This is a genomic window from Bifidobacterium sp. LH_419 (genome assembly GCF_056356955.1).
Window position 1 is genome coordinate 34,056 of record NZ_JBKEVG010000006.1, and the last position, 22,564, is coordinate 56,619.

Consider the following 22,564-nt stretch of genomic DNA (forward strand, 5'->3'; position numbering starts at 1 on the left):
CGCCCCTTTCAGCGGCGGCCGGCGAGCGCCGCGTCGACGGCCGGGTCTCCCAGTCGGGACAGCCAGTCGACAAGCGCCGGGTACAGGTTCGGGTTCTGCGCGAGGGCGGCGTACAGTTCCGGCGCCTTCTGCGCGATCTCGGCCATCTGCATCTGGTCGGTGGTGGTGCGCGCGATCTGTGCGGTGAAGCCATGCGGGTTCACCGGGGCCTGCGGTTCGGACGCGGCGGTCCGGGGCTCCTGCGTCGTCGTCTGCAGTGCCTGCGCCTGTGCGGTCCGCGTGGGCTGTATGGTCGCGGCCGTGGAGGCGGCCGTCGCCGCGGAGGAGTGCTGCCGCACGGCCACGGTCTCGTCGGACTGCCCGGCGCCGGCCGCATTGTCGGAGACGGCGTAGCCCATCTGGCGCACGGTCTCGCGGGCGCGGTCGTCGCCGAATTCGGCGAGCCAGCGCAGCAGACCGGGGTAGGCGCGCGGATTCACCGCCACGTTCGCGCCGAACTCCGGATTCTCATAGGCGATCTTCGCGAGAAGGATCGGATCCGCGTCCCGATCCTGAACCGCCGCGACCGCGGCATCGTAATCAACCATCATGCCTCCTAGGTGCTATGGTCCGCAAAGTCTGCAAAGTCACATCGGCGATGTTGCCGATATCCTCCTCATCGCCCAGCTTAGTCACCGACCATGCGTGCCGGGGCGGCGCGAGCACGGGCATGTCCGCGACGATGACGGTGACGTTGTCGCCGCCGCCGGCGTCGAGCGCGGCGCGCAGCAGGGCATCCGCCGCCTCCTGCGGATTGTCGTGGCGCGCGGAGATCGCGGCGATCTCGTCGTCGCCCGACACCTCGGCGTACAGGCCGTCCGAGCAGATGATGAAGCGGCCGGTCGCGTCGGTGAGGAACAGGTCCGGCCTGATGCCGTCCGGATCGCCGACGCACTGGGTGATGATGTTGCGCGGGATGAGCGATTCGGCCATGTCGGGCAACAGCTCGCCCGTGTCGATCGCCTCCTGTCGCTGGGAATGGTCGCGCGTGATGCGCACGAGCGTCGAGGGATCCCAGCCCGCGCCGTCCCGCGCGGCGTCCATATGATAGGTACGCGAGTCGCCGACGTTGACCACGTAGGCGAGGTTCTCCGTGCTGAACGGCGTCGCGGACGTCCGTTCGCCGGTCTGGGAGCCGTCGTCGATGTCGGGGGCGTCGCCGTGCACGAGGATGAGGCCGGTCACCGTCGTGCCGGCCACGCCGCCGAGCTCGTGGCCGAGCGCGAGCACGTCGGCCTGCGCGTCGGCGAGCACCGTCTCGATGTCCGCGCGGTTGCGCACGGGCAATGCGGCGAGCGCGCGCAGATGATCGGCCGCACGGGCGCTCGCATGCTCGCCGCCCATGCCGCCGCCCATGCCGTCGCACACCACGTACACGCCGTGGCCGGCGTAGCCCGCATCCTGGTTGTTCCTGCGCTTGAGCCCCACATCGGTGGCGAATCCCGCCGCGAGATGTCCGATGGTCATGAACGCTTCCCCTCTGTCCGTGCGCCCGGTTCCCCGGCGGCGGTCGTCTCGCCCATGCCGCGTTCGGCGGCCCAGGCACACATACTCGCCACTATACCTGCTGCACGGTGGGCGCGCCGGGGTCTTCCTCGGCGTGTGAACACTCCGGCGAGGCTGAGCCGTGCACGCCAGCGGCGCGGACGGGGTAACGACGCGAGCATGGCCGCACGCATGGCGTCCACGTCCGCCCAGTACCGGCGGGCCCGATCGTCGTCGATGCGTTCGCCGGAGAACGCGGCGTAGTCGGCTTCGCGTGCCAACATCGCGAGCGTCGAAGCGTCGACATCCATCCGTCCGCCCATCGCCCGCCCCTCCTCACGCCGGGTGCCGTGCACGTCGACGCCGCTCTGCAGGGCGAGCGCCGTGACGGCCCGCCATCCGGCGGCGATCCGCATGCGGGGACTGCCGGACCGTCGCGCATGACGCAGCAGAAGCGCCTTCACGAGCAGGATGATTCCGCAGACGGCCGCCATCGCCCATACCGGGCTGCCGTAGACCGCGACGTTCCGAACGGCGCGGCCGAGCGCCGTCCTCAACGGGTCCGCGCCGGCCGCGTCCGCCTCCTCGCCGCCGAGCGTGGAACGACCCCGCATCTGCCGTTCGTCGCGCAGCGGGTCCTGCAGCGGCACCGGAGGCTGGCGCACCAGCTTCCGCGGGTTCGGCGGAGTGGGCTCCTCCTCTGGGTCCGGGACCTTCGTCTCCTCCGGGGTCGGATGGAACGCGGTCCAGCCGTATCCGTCGAGCTTGATTTCCACCCAGGCCTCGACGTCATCGCCCGTGAACCTGGTGACGGTGTGGGAGCCACGCCGTTCGGGGCGCGCCGTGCCGATCGAGCCGTCGTCGTTCTTCGGGACGAAGCCGAGCACCACGCGGCTGGGCAGGCCGAGTTCGCGGGCCATGAGCGCCATCGCGGAGGCGTACTGCTCCGAATCGCCCACCATCCGCGTGCCGTCGAGCAGTCTCCCGATGCGGTAGTTGCCGTGGCCGGGCGGCGACGGATAGTCGCCCGACAGGCCGTGCGAGAACCAGCCGGAATCCTGCAGCCCTTCGGCGATCCTGCGCGCCGCGGCGCCACCCGTGGCCTCGCCTCCCGCCATGGCGGTGGCGAGCCGGCCGGCGGCGTCGGGGGAGTCCACCGTCTCGGGCTGGAGGGTCTTCGCCGCCTCGGCGTCGTCGATCTGACTGTCGGAGGGCGTGCGGGGGATGACGCCGCTCTCCGTGTAGGTCAGTCCCTCCGCCATGCCGTCCGGGTAGATCGCCGAATCGGTGTCCGTGTTGTAGTAGAGGTCGCCTCGCCCGTCGGCTGAATCCTCGACAGTGATTTCGGTGGCCGAACCGGCCAACGGCAGCCATCGGTCCGTGAGTCCCTCGCCCACGGTGAACGTGGCCGTGAAGCGGGTCCCCTCGGCGTCGTCGGCGATCGTCGTGCCCACACGCCGGTAGCTCGACGAGCCGGAGATCGCCGACGAATCGGACAGGTTCCACACGTTGCCATCGAAACGGTCCATCACCGCGAGACGCACCGATGCGCCCGCGGGAAGACCACGCACGGTGAGCACCGTATCGTCCTTATGGTCCTTGATGTACGCGCGCATGCCGGACAGCGGGCTCGTATAGTCGTACGGGGTCAGCGGCGGCTCGTAGCGGTCGCGCAGGATCAGACGATGTTGGGGCGTGGCGAGGCATACGCCTGCGGCGAGACCGGCGGCGACGGCGATGACGGCGAGCGCGCCCGGCAGGCGTCCGATCTCCAACAGACCCCATCGGACGGACAACCAGACGACGAACGTGAGCATGGCGGCGAGGCCGGCGGCGGCACGCCACCAGCCGACGGACGTGCCGAGCAGCGCGGCGGCGGCGAACGCGGCGGCCGCGGGCAGGCCGGACGCCGCGGCCAGGCGCGCGTCGTCGGCGAGCGCCGGCAGGCCGGCGAGGAACGCCGTCCACAGCGTCAGCGTCCAGACGGCCATCAGCGAACCCGACGCCGTGCCCACGGGCGGCGTGATGGCGATCAGGTATTTGAACGAGCCGAACATGTCCCACCATCCCTGCGACAGGGTGGCGGCCGTCGGGATCACATGGCCGATCGTCGTGCCGTTCAGGGCGACGATCGGTCCGACGACGGATTGGGCGAACACGAGGGACACGAGCTGCCACCACAGGCGCAGCCGGCGCGTCACTCCGGCCAGGGCGATGAGACAGCCGAGCAGCGCGGCGGGCGCGGCGGCCGAAGCCCATGCGGCCGCGCCGCCGTAGACATCGATGAGATTCGACGCGGCGAGCAGCGTGAGCGCCGCGGCCACGGCGAGACCGCCCAAGCGCCGCCCCCATGGGCCGCGGGCGGAGAGGGAAGCTGAAATGGTGTCGTTCCGCCCGTCGTCGTGCCGTCGGCTGGTCATGCGAGCACCCCCATGATGATCGGCAGGTCGTCGAGTCCGCCGACCGTGGCGAGCGTGAAGCCGGGGAACCGGCGGATCGCCCGGGGCATGCCCTCCGCGACCTGCAGCACGAGCGTGGACGCGGACTCCGGCAGCGCGGACGCCATGCGTCCGATGTCGTCCGCGTCGCGCAGCGAGCCGACGGTGAGGACGTAGAAGGAGGCGTCCGGGGCGTGCGCGAGCGTGCCGCGCGCGAGGTTCGGATCGTCGGAGCGGTCCGGGACTATCCTGCTGCACGAGTCGAGGAAGTCCGTCGCGCGGCGCGGCGCGGCGTGCGCGGCGCCCGCATGCGTGGACAGCGGCCGACGCCGCGCGAGGCATCGCGCGCCGATCGACGCGTGGACGGCCACGGCGAGCTCGAACTCGCCGGGGCCCGCGTACTCGTCCGGGTTGACGGACATGGTGAGCGCCGTGTCCGTGCGCCGTGTCGCCTCGTATCGGCGGATCATCAACGCGCCCGTCTTCGCGGTGCTCGGCCAGTGCACGTTGCGCACGTCGTCGCCCGGCGCGTATTCGCGCAGCCCGTGGAAGTCGAGGTCGTCGTCGACGGTGTCGTCGCTCGGACTCCCCTCGAGATCGCGGACCGATCCCGCGTCGGGCGCCTCCAACGGCACGATGACGGGGTGGACGAACAGGTCGATTCCATCGGTGAGCCGCCGCTCGCGCCGGATCAGACCGAACGGGTCGCCGTTGCGGATGCGCAGCGGGCCGACGGCGATCACGGTCCGCCGCGGCGTGTGGAACTCGATGTCGGTTCGTCGGGACCCTCCCGGGGCGAGCGGGGGAATGGTGAACCGTTCGCGCCTGGAGCCGATCGGCAGGTCGCCGCGCGCGGCCGTGGTGGGAGTCCTCCCCGGATTCCCGATATCGACGCGGATGCTCGCCGTATCCCCCGCGGTGACGCGGCGTCGCCGCAGACCGATCGTCGCCCGGAACGAGATGTTGCCGAGCGACATGATGACGGAGACGAGCATCATCGACAGGGCCGCCACGCCGTATGCCAGCAGCTCGTGCCATCCGAGGAGGACGAGGGCGACGAGCGCCGCCGCGCCCGAGCCGGTCACAGCCCACCCCAGCGGGGAGACGGAGGACGCGAGCGGGGAGACGAAGGGCGCGAGCGGCCGGCGTATCCGGCGCGGCGTCCGTGCGGCGCGTATGGGACGGGGCATGATGTCGGTCCTTCGGTTCGTGGGTTTGGTTCGGGGCGGTTCGTGGGGGGGGGGCGTGGGGAGCGGCTTGGCGATGGGCGCGTCAGCCGCCGAGTGCCGGCGCGGGCACGTCCTCGAGGATGCGCGTGACGACGGCCTGCGGCGTCTCTCCGGCGAACGCGGCTTCGGCGGTGAGACTCAGCCGGTGGGCGAGCACCGGTGTGGCGAGGTCCTTCACATCATCGGGGACGACGTAGCCGCGTCCGTCCGCCGCGGCCCAGATGCGTGCGCAGCGCGCCAGGGCGAGGGCGCCTCGCGTCGAGGAGCCGACCCGGACGCCGTCGTCATGGCGTGTGCGTTCGACGAGTCTGACGATGTATTCGAGGATCGACTCGTCGACGTGGACCGTGTGCGCGACACGCCCCATCGCGATGACGTCGCCGCCGGCCAGCACGGGGACGACGCCGCCGGCGCGGTCGGTGACGTCGAGCTGGCGCAACAGTTCCACGGACACGTCGTGGCCCGGGTATCCGAGGGACGTCCTGATGAGGAACCGGTCCATCTGCGCCTCGGGCAGCCGGTACGTGCCGAGCTGCTCCACCGGGTTCTGCGTGGCGATCACGATGAACGGCCGCGGCACGTCATGCGTGACGCCGTCCACGGTGACCTTCCGCTCCTCCATGACCTCGAGCAGCGCGGACTGGGTCTTCGGCGAGGCGCGGTTGATCTCGTCGGCGAGCACGATGGACGCGAAGACCGGTCCCTCGCGGAACGTGAAATCGCCGGTCTTCCGGTCGTAGAAGGTGAGTCCCACCACGTCCGAGGGCAGCAGGTCGGGGGTGAACTGGATGCGTTTGAAGCCGGCGTCGACCGAGTTGGCGAGGGCGCGCGCCAACTGCGTCTTGCCGGTGCCCGGATTGTCCTCGAGCAGCACATGGCCGCCGACCATGAGCGCGGTGAGCACCTCGCGGACCGGGCGGGTCTTGCCTACCACCGCCTGGGAGACGTTCTTCACGAGCAGGTCGAACATGTCCCGGAACCGTTCGATTTCGGGCGTGGCGGCACCGGGGATGGTGCCGGTGGCGGGGACTGTGCCGGTGTCGGGGATGGGGGTGCCCGTCGTGGCGGGAGCGGTGGCGGTGGCGCGGTGCGCGGGCGTCCGCCGCCGCGTGCCGGCCCTGCTGGCTCCCGCGTCCCTGGACAGCAGGGTCCGGTCGTCGACGGACCCGTTGGCGTTCTCGTTCATGATCGCTCCTTGATCGTGTCGTCCCGTTGCCGGGAGATCCTTCCCGGCAACGCCACCGATGCGCCGTCGGCCGTCGGGCGAGATTCCCGTACCGTCCCGGTTTTCTCCACGCCTTCGACGAGCTCGTCCGGCCCGTCGGCCAACGTGATGCGCCACGTCACGTCGCCGTCGAGCCCGGAACCCCTCATATCGAGGGTCCGCGGCTGTCCGCCGACCGCCCATTCGCGCCGCCATGCGGTGCCATCCCCGTCGGTGAGGGTCAGGATGACCGTGGCGCCCTGACCGTAGGTCTCCACATCGCCAGCGATGCGGAGCGTGTCGCGGCCGCTCCACTCCAGTGCGTAGTCGCCGATGCCGGCCTTCGGCCTGTCCGGCATGTCCTGGCTGGAGGCGGTGACGTCGGCGCTGGCGGCGCCGCGGAACGTCTTGCGCACGCTCACCGAGCCGCAGACACGCCAGCCGCCGGGCTCATAGGAGAACGAGGTCCGCGTGGTGGATCCGAACGAGCCGTTCCCGGCCGTGTACTCGAACCGGCCCTCCTTGCCGTCGCCGTCCGTCCACGAGACCACGCAGCGGCCGTCCTCCGCCCGGATGGAGAGACCGGACGGCGCGGCCGGACGGTGGACCGGGACGACGGGGATGCCTTCGCCTCGCACCTCGTCGCCATGCACCGTGACGATGGCGTACCCGGGCGTGAGGGCGTCGCCGAAATCGGAATCCGCGATGTCGAAGGTGTGCGACGTCTGCCCGCACGCGACGTTCCCGGTGTGATCGCCGAGCGTGACGACGACGGAGGCGCACGCGTTGTTGCGCATGTCGCCGATCTCGGCGGACACCGTCACCTCGTCGCCATCGTCCGACTGCGACGTGGAGACGATCGGAGCGTCCGGCACGCCGTACGGCCTGGCGGACTCCGCCGATGCGGCCGCCGCGCCGTCGCCCGCCCGGTTGTGAGGCACGACGGTGGCGGTCACGGCGAACCCGTCCGTGATGTCCGACGATCTGAAGCCGAAGTCGACGGACGAGGCCCCCTCGACGACGGCTCGCATGCCGTTGCTCAGGGTCACGGTGTAGTAGTCGGCCGGCGACCCCGCGTAGACGGGCATCGACCACGAGACGGTCACGACCTGCCTGCCGCCCTCCACCGAGACCCTCGACGGGGCCGGCGGCACTGTGTCGGGCATGCCGGTCACCGTGCCGGAGTCCTCCGACCATCCGATTTCGTTCCTCGCGCGCACACGGAACGAGTACGGTCTGCCGTTCTCCAACCCCGCGATCCGGCAGACCGTCGCGGCGCCGCACGACTTCGAGGAGACACGGTCCCCGTCGCTCCAGCGCACCTCATAGTCGGTGATCGGGCTGCCGTTCGCCGAGCCGGGCGTCCATGTCAGATCCACCGCGCCGTCCTGTGGCTTCGCGTCGACGGGGGAGAGCAGCGGGGCTTCGGGCCTGTCGACCACGGCGACGGTGATCGTGCCCGTGACCCTGCGCTCGGCCATTCCCGTGCCGTCCTCGACGGTGACGAGCACACGGTTCGTGCCGCCTCCGGCGCCCGGGGCGGCGGCGACGTCGACGGACCCCGAGACATCGCATCGGACGGCGACCCCGGATGGGTCGTCCGCCGCGCACCGGATCAGGGTGAGAGGGGATGACGGGAACGGATTGTAGGCGTCGGCGAGCGCGTCCACCGTCCCGTCTCCTCCCGCTTCGAGCTTGAGCGTCCTATCGGGCACGCGCGCCAGCGGACGTGTCGAGGGGACGACGCGGACGGTCATGCCGGCGTCCACCGTGCCACCGTCGTATCCGATCCGCACGGGGACGCCGATCGTCGTCCCCGGCACGGCCGTCTTGTCCGCCTTCACCTCCAGACGGCCGGAACCCGAGACGGAGGCGGTCACCTTGCCGGTGTCCGAACCGCCGGAATACGTGTATCGCTCTTCGTCCCCACTGGGGCCTTCCGGCGCGTGCGTGAGCGCCTTCAGATCGATGGTCGTCGTCCCGTCGCCCGCCGCCACGTCGATCGTGGACGAGGAGAACGTGGGCGGCCTCACGCCGCGTCCGACCACCGTGATCGGCAAGGTGATCACCGCCGAGTTGATGATTCTCGTCCTGCCGGATTCTCTTCTGCCGTCCACCGCGGTGAACGTGATCGAAGCCGGTCCGGCGTAGTCGCCGGGGGCGGTGAACCTGAGCGTCCTGTCGTTCACGTACAGCCGTCCGTCGGCGGCCTTCGTGGCGCTCACCGAATCCTCGCCGCCCACATACGCCTCCTTGCCGGCGCCCACGCGCACGTGGTCGGCGACGTCGATCCTGATGGTCTCATTCGCGTTCACCCTGAGCGCGGGCGCCTTCGGCCGCACGGTCGGCGGGAAGACGCCGTATGCGGGTACCTGGATGAACGCCGTGGAGGTCACGCCGTATCTCGTGTTGGTCACCGTGTAGGGGACGGCCCGGGCGTTCCGCGTCAGATCCACGCTGATGACGGTCGAGCCGTCATCGCCTTTGACGCGTGCATGGGCGTGTGCCGATCCGTGCACGTCGACCCTGAGATCCGAATCCGGGCCGGAGGGGTTCGCGATCCATCGGCCCACGTCCACGTCGACGCTCTTCCTGTCGATGGTGGCCGACGCGGGCACGCGGTAGTCGTAGGCGTCCGGCGGTTCGATCGGCGCGTCCGGGTCGACGTTCACGGTCAATACGGCCGTATCCGACAGTCCCGCCTTGTCCTTCACCGTGTAGACGACGTAGCTCGTCCCCGCCTGACGGGGCGTGGTGAAGCCGATCGCGCCGGCGCTCGCCTTCGCATCGGGTATGGCGGGGGCGTCGAGTCTTCCGTCAAGCGTCAGGTCGGCGTCGTCGCCGGAGACGTCGTTCCGGGTGACCGGCACGGTGGCGGGGGTGCCCGGACGGAGCGTGACCTCGTCGTCGCGCGCGTATACGCCGGAATCGGAGGCTCCCCGGAACACGCCCACGCGGATTCGCGCCTGAGCCCGCTGGCCGGTCCAGTCCTCCACCGCGTAGGAGAAGACGTCGGTGCCGGAGGAGTCGGCGTAGGCCTCGTAGACGAGGTGGTTCGCGCCCACCTCGGTGACGCGGCCCAGCTGCGGCGTCGTGTTGCCCAGGCCGAGCAGCTGGTCGTCGTCGCCGTCCACGTCGATGCCGGTGAGCGCGATCGGGATGCGCACCTTCCGGCCCGCGGCCACCTGCGCCTCCGTGTCGTGCGGCGTGGGCGCGGGCTTGTCCCCCGCGTCGCTCCGATGCACGGCGATGGTGATCGTCCCCGACACCGAGGCGCCGAGACCGTTCTCCACGGTGTAGACGATGGGGAACGTGCCGGTCTCGTCCGACGCCTGATACCGTACGGTGTCGCCGGAGACGAACGCGACCCCCTTGAACGTGGATGCATCGGTCCTCAGCTCGTTCCGCAGTCTGACCGTCGTGCCGTCCGGTTGGCCGGCACGGTCGAGCACATCGATGGATACGATGCCGCCGGTGCGTACCTGGGCGGCCATGTCCGGCGCCTTCGGAGCCGAGTCGGCGTTCGACGACGTCGGCGGATGCAGCACGATCGTGCCCGTCGACGTGCCGGCCGCGTTCGCCACCGTGTAGGTGACGTCGACCGGTTCGGTCGGTATCCGCCGCGCCGTCAGATAGACCCGCCTGTGGCCTACGAGACCGGTCTTGATGCCGGAGGCCGGATCGGCCGTGACCGAAGTGACGGACAGCACGCCGCCCATCGGGTCGACGTCGTTGGACAGCGGTTCCACGATGGCCGTGTTCCCCGCGCCGAGCATCGCCACGTCGTTCGCGGCCACCGGTTTGGCGGCTTGGCCGGATACGGGCTGCACCTCCACCCGGACCAGCCCGGTCGCGGGCACGGTCCCCTGCGTGATCGTGTACGACACGTAGTAGGTGCCCGGGGCGTCCGCCCTGAACCGGAGGGTGAGATCGGCGGCGTTCATCGTCACGGAGGCTCCATCGGGCGCGTCCGCCGCGGACAGACGCGCCGGGCTCGCGCCGGTGGCGTGGACGTACGGCTTCAGGTCGATGGACGCGTCCGTGGCCGGCGAGACGGATTCGGCCACGGGGTCGATGTCGGCGGGCAGGGTGCCTGAGGGCTTGACGGAGAAGTACACCATGCCGGTGCCGGTGCGCTCGCCGTCGGAGACCGCGAGCTCGATGCCGACTCGTCCGGAGGCCATCGAACCGGCGTCGAACGTGAGCAGACCGTCCGCGCGCGTGGAGGCCGTCACCTGATCGGAGCCCTGCGGCGCCGCGGAGACGAGCGTCATCGGATCGCCGTCCGGGTCGGTGAAACCACCCAGCGCGTTGAACTCGTAGGAAGCGCCCTGCTCGACCTCCAGCTCCTGCGGCGTATCGGTCTGGGCGGGGGCGGCGTTCCCGGAACCGGTGAGCGTCAGCCTCACCGTGGCGGAGGACGTCTGGCCGTGCCCGTCGGATATCTCGTAGGAGAAGCCCACCGCGCCGGGGCCCGCCTTCGTGGCGTCGAGTTGGAGGTAGCGACCGTCGTAGACCGGGAAGACCTCGATCACGGCCCCGTCGGGGGCGTTCGCGCGCGTGATCCGCAGCACCGAGCAGTCGGTCTGCCGGTCGTTGCGCAGCACGTCGAGGATCCGTTCGCCGCCGGCCCGCGCCCCGAACTCGTCGTTCTCCGCCTGGATCCCGTCCGAGCCGTGCGAACAGGTCTTGTCGAACTCGCGCCGGTTGTTCGCCGTCTCGTCCCCCTCGCGCCGGTTCTCCTCGGAACGCTCGGTCCGGATCGTGTTCCATTGGAGTCTGATGACGTCGGTCGATGCACGCGGGTCCCACACGTTGCCATCGACCACGTCGTTGAGCACCACCTGCCGGTGGTTCGCGCGAAACACCAGTTCGGAGGTGACATCCACCGAACCGAGGGAACGGAACGTCGCCCCTCCGTCCTCCGCGGAGCATACGGAGACGTAGTTGTCGGCCCGCTGGCTCCACGCGGCGAACACGCAGCCGCCCGAGGAGACCGGGCGAGCCGGCTCCCCGTGCCCGCCGGAACGCAGCGGCACAGGTTCCGGATCCGGCGATGAGAGGGATATGAGGTCCAAGCCGTCCCGGCCGGCCACGACGACCCAACCGGATTGGAGCCCATCCACCGGCGGCGACTGCAGGCTCAGCCTTCCATCCATGCCGGAAGCGGCGCCTCCTCCTCTGAAGAGCACCCGGTTCCCGGCCGTGATGACCGGGACCCCGTCGATCACCGTGAACGAGGAGGCGTCCGTCCTCACCCCGTCGGTGATCGATCCGACCGACGAAGGCGAACGGCTTTGCGGCGAGTCGAGTCTGAACACCATGCCGTCGGAAGGACGGTATCCCCATACCGCGCCGTCGGCGTCGACCACGATCCTGCCTCCCGCACCGAGCCTCAGCCGGGGATCCTCGTGCATGGGGGACGCCGAGCCGACATCGTCGGCGTATCCCGTCCAGACGTCGCCGGTCCCCTCATCGAGGAACGCGATGGTGCCGCCGCCTGCCGCCGATATGGTCCCGTCCCCCGTCTCGGCGCTGGAATCCACTTCTACCGTCGACGCCTTGATCGACGACGCCCGGCCGCCTTCGTCGAGCACGGTGTCGGCGTCATGCTGGAGGACGTCGAAGCGCGGCGCGGACGACGCGACGGCCGCATCCGCCTGCCCGACGCGCACGTTGAACCGGGCCGCCTTACGGTCCTTCAACGAGGTGACCCATACGGATCCGTCGTCGAACCGCACATGACGCTGTGTGACGGAGCTGATGACGATCGCGCCGGCGACCACGCCGAGCAGCAGCATCAGGGCGACGGCCGGGACGGCCCATCCACGCCTGTCCGACGGCGCCGGACGGCGCGTCGGCGCGTCGGTTCCGCGTATCCGCCCGTATGCCGGGGAAGATCTCTTCGCCATGCCGGCTCCCGTCGTAGTTCCGAGCCCGGCCGGTCGGCCGGTACGCCAAATGTAGACCCCGTCGCTGGGTACCGCCTCGGATGCACCGGAGATCGGGGAGACGGCGTGTCGCGTGCGGATCAGCGCCGCGTCGCGCAGACGACCGCGGGCCGGGGCGACATGCGTCGGTCCGCCCTCACGACCGACACCGCGATGCATGTCCGGGCCGTGTCCTTGGAGACGTCGAATGTCACCCGTTCACCCCTCACGATCGACGTGTTCCCCTCGTCCTGCGGGTCCTGGCCGTCGATCGGCCTCCACGCGTACGCGTCACCACTCTTCGGATCGGGGTTGCTCCACGTGAACGTCACCGTGCCGTCGTCGCCGTATTCCCCGTGCAGGTCCGTCGGGGAGGGGACATCGTCGCCGACGACGCCGTCCGGTGTGACATCCGCATCCCGCCCGGCCTCCGTCCCACGACGCGTCGTCGCGTCTCCGACGGATGCGCGGTCGGCGACGGCGCCGGAATCGAGATTCGGCATGACGGCGATCGCGAATACGAGCGCCACGGCGATGACAAAGACGGCGACGGCCAGACCGGCGACGGCTTGACCGGCGACTGCCGGCGTCGCCGCCCTGGCCGGGGCTCCGGTCTGCGGCGTGCCGAAGCGGCGGCGCGCCGCGCGACGATTCGGCGGATACGGATCCCGGCCTTCGGCGACCACGGCGGTCATATGACCGAAATGCTCCTGCTGGACATGCTGCAGGTCACGTGCGAACCGCAACGCGGAATGCTGACGGTCCTCCGGGTCCTTCGACATCGCCCTGCGCAGCACCCGTTCCACGTCCTCCGGCACGTCCGGGCGGTCGATCGGAGGCAGCGGCTTGGTGAGGATGAGCTCCTTCAGCCGCGCGGCCGTGTCCGGCCGGTAGCCGCATTCGAACGGCGAACCGCCCGCCAACGTCGCATACAGCGTCGCCGCCAGCGAATAGATGTCGGCCTCCTCGGCACCGGAACGGCCGTTCAGCACTTCGGGAGGCGCCCACGGCAGCGAATAGCCGGTGAACGTCCTGTCGTAGATGTTCGTCGAGATGCCGAAGTCGGCGAGGACCGGCAGCCCCTGGGCGTCGACGAGCACGTTGCTCGTCTTGATGTCGTGGTGGATGACGCCGGCCCGGTGCGCGGCGGACAGGGCGCCGGCCAGCCTGATCCCGAGATCGAGCATCTGGTCGCAGGTGAGCGGCCGGCGCCGTGCGATCTCCTTATAGGTGCCGTTCGGCGCGTATTCGAACACGATGTAGGCCAATCCGTCCGGCGTCACGCCCGCGCCGTGGACCTGCATGATGTACGGGTGGCTCGACAGACGGGCCATCATATCGGCCTCCCGTGCGAACCTCGCCGCGGCCCGCGGGTCGAGCGGCGTCCTGGACACCTTCACCGCCACATCCCGGTCCGGGACACGTTGCCGGTACAGGTACACGTCGGCCGTGGAACCCGAGCCGAGCGTCCGGACGAACGAATACCCGGGCAGCTCCGGCGGCGCTGTGATCGTGGTGCGCATGATGCCCCCTTCCCCCGAAGGCGTCCCCCTGGGGACTTGCGCCGTCCCCTCGGCACAATGGTACCGCCACGGACGGCGGCGCCTCACCCGCCCATCCGATATGGGCGCGTGAACGGCGGCGTGCCGCCCGTGGCGGGTGCCGGAACCATTGGAACACGCGAGAAAAGGGGAAGTTCCGGTAGATATGCACCGGCGTGGTCGTCACGGTTTAGGCTGGAGCCATGACTGGATACATGGATGCCCACGAGGCGTTGGACGAACTGATCCGCGGCGGCGGAGACGGCGGGAGCGCGCTGCTGGTCGCCGGCGCGCCGCAGACCGGCAAGACGCGATTCGCCTATGACGCGCTCCTGCGCGGCCTGGACGCGTACGGCGACACCCGCGCGGTGATGGCCGTGGCGAACCGCGTCGTCGCCGACGGTCTCGGCGACGAAGTCATCCGCCGCATCGGCGCGTCCGCGCAGGTGCGTCCGGTCACCACGCTCGCCGCATTGGCGTTTCGCGTCATCGCCGACGAGCGGTTCGCCTCCGGTGCTCCCGCACCGAGGCTGCTCAACGGCGCCGAGCAGGACGCGTTGCTGCGCGGGGTGCTCGCCGGGCATGTCGGGCACTCCGAAGCCGGTGATGTGTGCGACGTATGCATGATGCTCCGCGACTATTTCGCGACCGAGGAGTGGTCGTCGTCCATGGGGGTGTTCCCCGACGACGGTTCGGAGGACGGGCGGGACGGTCGTGCCGCCACGGCCGCATTGCTCGAACGTGGCGTGTCGGCGGAATTCGTCGCCCAGCTACGCGACATGCTGGCGCGCATGGACGAACTGGGAGTTTCCCCCGACGGTGAGGAGAAGCTGCTCGGCGTGTTGGAGGAATCCGCCCGCGACGGACGGGACGTGCGCGTGGAACGGCTGCGCGTGCAGTGGCGGCTGGCGTTCGCGCTGCGTCGTGAGTATGCCGCGGCCGTCGAGGCGGCGTATCCGGGCGAATACCGTCTCGATTCCTCACGTCTGCTGGTGGAGGCGGCCACCGTGCTGCGGGGCGGCGGAGGAACGGTCCCCGCGCTGCTGGTCGTCGATGATTTCCAGGATTCCACTCTCGCCGCCATGAGGTTCCTGGAGGAGATCGTACGGCGGGGCACGCGGCTCGTACTCGTGGGGGACCCGGACGAGGCGGTGCAGACCTTCCGTGGGTCCTACCCCGAATATCTGTTCGCCAGGGCCGCGGACGGGCCCATCGCCGCCCGTCGCTGCGTCCTGGACGCACGGCCGCGGGGCGGCCGGGAGTCCGAGACGGCCCCCACGTATCGCGACGTCGTGGTGGCGAGGATCTCCCTGTCGATTCCCTCGCCGCTGGAGGATTCCACGCCGCTGCCCGATCGCCCGTGGAAGCTGCCCCGGCATGAGGGCGCGTGGCCGATCCGCCGGCTCGACGGCGCGTCCCCGTTGCCTGCGGACGGTTCCCTTCGCTGCGCGCTCTACCGCAGTCCCCGGGAGGAGCTTGACGATGTGGTGTGGCGCATCAAGCACGAGCGGCTCGACGGGCACACCCAGTGGAACGACATGGCGGTCATCGCGCACGATAACGGCACCGTGCGCCTGTTCGGCGAACGGCTGCGCCGGGACGGCGTGCCCGTGCGCTATTCGTCCGTCACCCGTCCCCTCGGGGAGGAGCCGTTCGTGCGCGGTCTGTTCGCCCTGATCGAACTGGCGCGTCTGCGTGGGCGCGGCATCGCGGGAGCGGAGTCGGATCCGCGTGCGCTGGCGGCCTATGTGCGTTCCCGCGTCGTCACGCTGATGGCCGGCCCGCTGATCACCGTCGGCTCCATGCCGGGCGAAGGCGCGCCGGGACGCGTGGAACCGGTCGAGGCCGCGATGCGTTCGCTGGAATCCCTCGCGGGGATCGTCGGACAGGCGGTCGCTGCGGATGACGTGGACGATGCGGGTGATGCGGACGACGTGGATGGCGCGTTGGGCGGATTGATGAGGGCGTGGCGTACGTTGGGCGAGGCCTGGCCCGCGGGCGGCGACGTCCGGATCGATGATTCCCTGCTGCGCGGGCGAGACGATGCGACGTCGGAGACCGGGCGGCCCGTCCCGTCCGACGGCGGGGACCGGATCCCGCCGTTCGGAACGGACGCCCAGTACGTGATGCTCGCGCTGGACGATCCCCGGGCTCCCGCATCGCACGTGCTCGCCGTGATCAACCAGGTACTGGGAGGAGACCCGCAGGCCCGGGCCTTCATCCGTCTCTGGACGCTCGTCGGCAAGGTCGCCGCCGCCTTGGGCCGTCTGGAATCCGACGAGCCGCAGTTCGCGCTCGCCGCCGCATGGGACGCCGCGGGCGTGGCGTCGGCATGGCAGCGGCGCGCGCTCGACAACACGTCCGAGGGCAGGGCGGCCAACGACCGGCTGGATGCCGCCATGCGGCTGTTCCAATATGCGGAGGGCGGTGCCGCCGGGCATGACATCGTCACGTTCATCGCCCAGGTGCGCTCCATGCGGATTGAAGCCGATTCACTCGCCCGTGTGAAGCCGATGGAGCAGGCCGTCACCCTCACCACCCCGGCGGGCGCGGCCGGCCGCCACTGGCGTCATGTGTGGCTGCCCGCCGTGCAGCAGGACGTATGGCCCAACCTCGCCGAGCGCAACACCATGTTCGGCGGCGAGGACCTAGCGGATATCATCCTGCGTGGCCCGGAGGCGCATGCCGTCTGGGCCGCCGCCCCCTCCTACGGCGCACGACTGGGCGAGGTGCTCTCCGGAGAGAAGAAGAGCTTCCTGTATGCGCTCACCCGCGCCGAATCGGATGCGCGGGGAACGGGCACGGTGACGATCAGCGCTGTGAGCGACGACGACCTGACCCCGTCCGATTTCCTCTACGGGTATCTGCCAGAATGCTTCGGCCGCGGAGCCGAGGCGAGGTTCGTCGAGGTGGGGGAGCCGTACGGGAACGGTCAGACGGCGGAACGCGCCTCGTCGGACGTGGAGGAGATCTCGCTCGCCGGCCTGGACTGCGATCCCCGCGGACTCGTGGCCGCAGCGCGCCTCATCCTGGCACGGCACCCGTCCGACGACCCGCAGGCGCGGGATGCGGCCGCCGCGCTCGCCCTGCTTGCCGGGAACGGCGTCGCCGCCGCCGATCCGGACGAATGGGCGTACCTGCATACGGCGGAACGTGGCGGCCATGGGACGGCGGACGCATCGGATACGCCGAGCGCGACGGATACGTCGAGCGCGCGGGCGCAGGACGCCGAACCGTGCGTGGTGACGTTGTCCCCATCGGCGGTGGACCGCCTGTGGGAATGCCCGGTGTGCTGGATGCTGGAGAACCGATTCGCCGGGCCACGCCCCGGCAGTGCGGCGACGGGCTTCGGCACGCTGATCCATGCGGTCGCCCAGCAGGGCAGCGGGGAAGGCCTGGACCTGCCCGGCTTCATGCCCGGAGCCGGCGACGAGGAACGTCTGACGGCCGTGACGCGTCGGCTCGTCGAACTCTACGACGGGATGAAGCCCGACCCCGCCGACATCGACGATCCGTCGGCGCGCTATGCGGCGATTCGCAAGGACGAGCAGGCGGGCGCCACGCTCGCCAATCTCGCCTCGTACTTCGTGGCCTCCAACACGTCCGGCTATCTTGGGGAGAACACGGGCAAATTCGACGTGGGCGTGCTCGAACACGCCTCATGCGAGGAGGAGTTCGCCGCGCGGTTCGGGCTCGACGACATCCTCGCCGCATACGACGCCGTGCCCGGTGCCGGTCCGGTCGGACGGCGCGATCTCATGGCGATGATGGGTACGCTCGTCGGAGGCTGGCCGGAGGGCATGGACGAGAACCTGACCATCAGGCTCTCCGGCCGCATCGACCGTAAGGAGACCCGTATCATGGCCGATGGGAGCCGCGCCATACGGCTCATTGACTACAAGACCGGCCAGGTGCCCACCACCCCGCAGCGGTTCAACGACCTGCAGCTCGTGTGCTACCAGCTGGGACTCGCCTTCCCCGAGACGGCCGATGGAAGCGCCGCGCGCGGCGGCCGGCGCCCCGTCGACGCGCCGCCCATCGTGCAGAGCGCGTTGTTCCATGTCGAAGCCCACGAGGCGCCGGCGCAGAGCTACGCCCCCGAAGGCCTGTTCCAGCCGCCCCTGTTCACCGGAGGCTCGCTGAACGCGGAACCGTTCACGCCACGATCCCACTACCGTGACCCGGCGAAGCTCATGGATATCCCCGGCGTTCCCGCCGAACCGCCGCAGGACGTCGACCCGCGCGCATGGGAGCGGTTCGCCGCGCTGCAGGGCACGCAGGCGATGTGGGCGCTCGCCATGATCGCGCGGGTGTTCTATGCGGCGGCGGCGAGCCGTTCGGAGCGTCTGATCGCCCATCCCACCGCGCAGCATCTCGCATACTGTCGCATGCGCACCGTATGCCCGGCCTGCGCCGGCCGGGTCGACACCGTATTCGAAACGAGGCAGGCATGAGCAGCACACCGAAACCCACCGACAGCCCGGAACAGGCCGCCGTCATCAACGCGCCCGTGGCGGACGACGTGCTCGTCGTCGCCGGCGCCGGCTCGGGCAAGACCTACACGATGACGCGCCGCATCATCGAACTCATCCGCCGGGGCGTCGCCCCCGAACGGATCCTCGGCCTCACGTTCACGCGCAAGGCTGCCGGCGAGCTGCTGTCACGCGTGTCCCAGGCCGTGGCCGAGGACGGGACGCGCGGGACGGGACGGGACGACATGCCGGCATCCCCGGAAGGGGTGGGCGGGCACGCCGAGGCGATCCGCGCAGCGGGGGACCGCATGTTCCTCAAGCCCGTCGTCTACACGTACGACGCGTTCTTCCAATCCATCGTGCGCCAGTACGGTCTGCTCGTCGGATTCGACCAGAACACGCAGCCGTTGAGCGAGGCGGGCGCGCTCCAGCTCGCCGCGAACGTCATCGACCGGAACATGGACCGGCTGCGCGGGCGCGACCTCGGCGCGTTCCGCACGCTCGCCTCGAAGGTCCTCGCGCTCTCCGGCGCGATCGGCAGCGCGATGATCGGCCACGGCGTGACCGACATGGAGACCGCCATCGCCCGCGTGCGCGCATGGGACGACGCCTTCGCCGCGCAGGTACGCGACGCCATCGGCTCCGAGCCGATTCCCGACGATGAACCCAAGCTCACCAAGCCGCGACGGTTCAAGAAGGACAGCGACGCCGCATGGACGGCGAAACTCGACGAATACCATGAACGTCTGCGCACGGCCTGCGTGTTCCACTGCGCCAGACTCGTCGACACCGCCGGGCAACGTGACGCGCTGCTCGACCTGGTCGAGGCGTACGCCCAGGAGAAACGACGGCTCAACCTGGCCGAATTCGGCGATTTCACCATCGCCGCCTACCAGCTGGTCACCCGGTTCCCCTCCATCGGCGAACGCTACCGGCAACGGTTCAGCCACGTGCTGCTCGACGAGTACCAGGACACATCCACCACGCAGGCGGCGCTGCTCGCCACCCTGTTCCACGGAGGCGACACGGCCGTCAACGCCGTCGGCGACCCGTTCCAGTCGATCTACGCATGGCGAGGCGCCAGCCCAGGCGCGTTCCGCCTGTTCCAGCAGGACTTCGGCATGCGGGAGAACGATCGTCCCTACGAGCTGAGCGTCACCCGCCGCAACTCACGACTCGTGCTGGAGGCCGCCAACGACCTGACCCTGCCGCTGCGCGGGACTCCCCGCCGTGCAGGCAGCTCGACGATGCGGGAGGTCGACGTCGCGCCGCTCGACGCCCTGCCCGAAGCCGCCGCTGGCACGGTCGGCGTGCTCGGGTACGACACGCTCGGCCAGGAGATCGACGGCATCGTACGATTCTGCCGGCATGCCCTCGCCGTCAACGACCACGGCAATCCGAAGCATCCCCCCACCGCGGCGGTGCTGTTCCGGTCGAAGAAGCACATGGCCGAATACCAGCAGGCGTTGGAGCAGGCCGGATTGAGCACGCTCGTCGTCGGCTATTCGGCGATGCTCGACCGCCCCGAGATCCGTGACATACTCGCCCTGCTGCACGTCGCCTCCGACCACACCGACTCCGGTTCGCTCATGCGGCTGCTCGCCACGCCACGGTTCGGACTCGACGCGTTGACGCTCGCCGCGCTCGCCGCGCTCGCCGACGCGGCCAACACCGAGGTGCGGTACCAGGCGCTCGTCGCCGCCGGTCTGGCGCCGGCCGACGCACCGCGCCAGGACTGTGCCGGCATCGTCCGGGAGCACCGTGACGGCGTCGCCAACGCCGTGTTCCTGCCCGACCTGCTGGAGGATCCCGATCTGCCCGGCCTGCTCGAACGCGATGACCGGTTCGACGAGGCCTCTACGAGAGAGATCCTGCATGCCTCCCGCATGCTGCGCATGGTGCGCGGCACGGTCGGCAGACCCCTGCCCGATGTGGTGCGTGCGGCCGTGCAGGCGCTCGACCTCGACATCGACACCATCGTGGCGCAGGCCATGCGTGCTCGCGGGAACGCGCCCGACCCGACGGTGGCCCGCATCCCCATGGAGACGGTCATCGATCTGGTCGACACGTACGCCAGCGAGATCGCGGCCGATGCCACGCCCACATTGCGCGGATTCATGGCATGGGTGGACGCGTTGCGCAGCATCGAGGACGAGACCGCCGCATTGGACTCCGAACGGCACGTCGACGTGGAGCTGATGACCGTCCACCAGTCCAAGGGACTCGAATGGGATGCGGTCGCCGTGGTGGGCCTCGCCGAAGGCGTGTTCCCCAGCAGCCAGGGCGATCACCTCTCCGTCACACTCGACGACGCCCACCCGGGCGGTGTCGAGAACGGCGTCTGGACGGCACCCGAATACCGCGAGCGCGCCTCCACATGGCTGGACGATCCGACCGCCGTGCCGGTGCCGGTGCGCGCCGACGCGGGCATCCTGCCGCGTTTCCCGCATGACGCGCCAGTCGGTGCGGACCCGCTGGACGCGTTGCGGGCGTTGGACGACGTGGAACTCATCGACGACGAGGTCTACGGGTCGCTGCGCGCCGTCGGCGACGGCGTGAACGACGTCGATCCGGACGGCTGGTACCTCACCCAGGAGGAGGAATACGGCAGGCGACTGCACGCCGACGAACGCCGGCTCATGTACGTGGCCCTGACCCGCGCCCGGTGCGACGTGCTGCTCACCTACAGCCGCAACGGCGAAACGGGCCGCGACCCGTCGGTGCTCGGTGCGAAGCCCCGCATGGCGAAACCCTCCAACTTCTGGTCGGAGGTCCACGACGCCCTGCACTCGCACGACGGGACCGTCATGGCCGGGTCGTCCGGCTCCACCGGGGTGTCCGGCTCCACCGGGGTGTCCGGCTCCACCGGGTCCACCGGGTCGTCCGATACGGCGGCCGATGCCGGGGAACAGCACCGCACGCCGGCGACGACGGGCGCGCCCCGACCCGACGGGTTCTTCACCGGCGATCACGCCGCCGGATACGTGCACGCCGTCATCGACGAGGCATGGGACACGCCTCTTGAGGAACGGGCGGAAGACACCCTGCCTTGGCCGTCCGCGTTGGGAGCAACGACGGCGTCCTCGCTCGTCGGGGCGGCGCGGGCCGTCCGAGCCGCGATGCGCGCCCGAACCGAGGCGAATGGTGCGAATGAGGTGGATGGGGTGGATGATTCCGCGGTGCCAAGTGAGTCCTCGCCGGTCGCCCCGGCACGTGGCACGCTGCTCGACAAGGCCCGGCTGCTCATCGCCGACGACGACCTCATGTCGGGAACGCTCGACGGGGCGGCCCTCGACGAGCGGACCAAGGAGCAGGCGCAGCGCATCCTCGCCGGATCGCGTCAGAGCGTCACCCGTCTGCAGGCCCGCGCGACGGACATGGGGGAGCGCGAGGAACGACGCTACTGGCGCGGCATCGTGCGCCCCATCCCGTCCATCGCCTCGCCCGCGGCCTCCGCCGGCACCAGGTTCCACGCGTGGGCGGAGCGTTTCATCGACGCGGGACTCGACGCGGGAGACGGCACGAGTGCCGAATCGGGTGCCGTCACGGTCATGGACCGCCACGCGATACTCGCCGATCTGGAACGCCGGGAGAAGGCCATCGCCGACGGCACCGCCGGTATGGACGATGCATCCGGCGCGGACGGCGGCGGTCGACGCGCCGCACGCCGGAACACCCGTGTCGAAGCGGAGCTCGTCGCCTGGCAGCGGCGTCTCGCCGAATCGCCATGGGCACGGCGCACGCCGGTCTGGGCGGAGCGGCAGCTCGTCGTCGCCCTGCCCGAACTCGACGGCATCATCGCCAACGGCAAACTCGACGCCGTGTTCCTCGGCGGCCTCGACCCGGTCGACGCGACAAAACGGTACACCGTCATCGACTGGAAGACCGGCCATCGTCCCCGCAAGCCGAAGGACGTGGCCGACAAGCTCGTGCAGCTCGACCTGTACCGGCTTCTGCTTTCGGCGATGGAAGGCGTGCCGTTGGACAGCATCGACGCCGCTCTCTACTATGTGAGTGAACCCGACGCGAAGCTCCGCGAGCTGCGCGCCGAAGAGAAAACCGAACAAGAGATCATTGCCGAGTTGAGCTCCGGAATCCCCGAGCACACCGACGACGATTAGACCCATCGCCGATCCGCGGCACGACCGCGGACGGTGCCGTGCGGCGCGCAGACGCCACGCACGGCACCCGGCGACAGCGGGTCCCGCGGCTGGAACGCGCCGTGA

9 protein-coding genes are annotated in these 22,564 nt (G+C 70.3%); 2 read left to right on the plus strand and 7 right to left on the minus strand.

The features are described from left to right. Positions 1–8: 8 nt before the first annotated feature. From AC1AYX_RS05485 to AC1AYX_RS05515, 7 genes are all read right to left on the minus strand, one after another. A complete protein-coding gene (locus AC1AYX_RS05485) occupies positions 9–587 on the minus strand; it encodes a variant leucine-rich repeat-containing protein (protein WP_476502620.1) in 579 nt (192 codons plus the stop codon). After that, positions 580–1,506 (minus strand): PP2C family protein-serine/threonine phosphatase, encoded by a 927-nt coding sequence (locus AC1AYX_RS05490; RefSeq protein ID WP_476502630.1) that lies wholly within the window; start codon positions 1,504–1,506, stop codon positions 580–582. The genes AC1AYX_RS05485 and AC1AYX_RS05490 overlap by 8 nt, the downstream gene beginning before the upstream one ends. Further along, positions 1,503–3,944, minus strand: a complete 2,442-nt coding sequence (locus AC1AYX_RS05495) for a transglutaminase TgpA family protein (RefSeq protein WP_476502562.1) — start codon at positions 3,942–3,944, stop codon at positions 1,503–1,505. The genes AC1AYX_RS05490 and AC1AYX_RS05495 overlap by 4 nt, the downstream gene beginning before the upstream one ends. Then, on the minus strand, positions 3,941–5,152 hold the full coding sequence (locus tag AC1AYX_RS05500) for a DUF58 domain-containing protein (protein ID WP_476502563.1): 1,212 nt from the start codon (positions 5,150–5,152) through the stop codon (positions 3,941–3,943). Before AC1AYX_RS05500 ends, AC1AYX_RS05495 begins: the two co-directional genes overlap by 4 nt. 82 nt (positions 5,153–5,234) lie before the next feature. Continuing rightward, on the minus strand, positions 5,235–6,377 hold the full coding sequence (locus AC1AYX_RS05505) for an AAA family ATPase (protein WP_476502564.1): 1,143 nt from the start codon (positions 6,375–6,377) through the stop codon (positions 5,235–5,237). Next, positions 6,374–12,307, minus strand: a complete 5,934-nt coding sequence (locus AC1AYX_RS05510) for an Ig-like domain-containing protein (RefSeq protein ID WP_476502565.1) — start codon at positions 12,305–12,307, stop codon at positions 6,374–6,376. The genes AC1AYX_RS05505 and AC1AYX_RS05510 overlap by 4 nt, the downstream gene beginning before the upstream one ends. Before the next feature lie 119 nt (positions 12,308–12,426). After that, a complete protein-coding gene (locus AC1AYX_RS05515; RefSeq protein WP_476502566.1) occupies positions 12,427–13,848 on the minus strand; it encodes a serine/threonine-protein kinase in 1,422 nt (473 codons plus the stop codon). Between the two features lie 233 nt (positions 13,849–14,081). Here AC1AYX_RS05515 and AC1AYX_RS05520 point away from each other — a divergent pair, with 233 nt between their 5' ends. After that, a complete protein-coding gene (locus AC1AYX_RS05520) occupies positions 14,082–18,320 on the plus strand; it encodes a PD-(D/E)XK nuclease family protein (RefSeq protein ID WP_476502621.1) in 4,239 nt (1,412 codons plus the stop codon). Continuing rightward, on the plus strand, positions 18,317–22,459 hold the full coding sequence (locus AC1AYX_RS05525; RefSeq protein WP_476502567.1) for an ATP-dependent DNA helicase: 4,143 nt from the start codon (positions 18,317–18,319) through the stop codon (positions 22,457–22,459). The genes AC1AYX_RS05520 and AC1AYX_RS05525 overlap by 4 nt, the downstream gene beginning before the upstream one ends. The last annotated feature ends 105 nt before the right edge of the window (positions 22,460–22,564 follow it).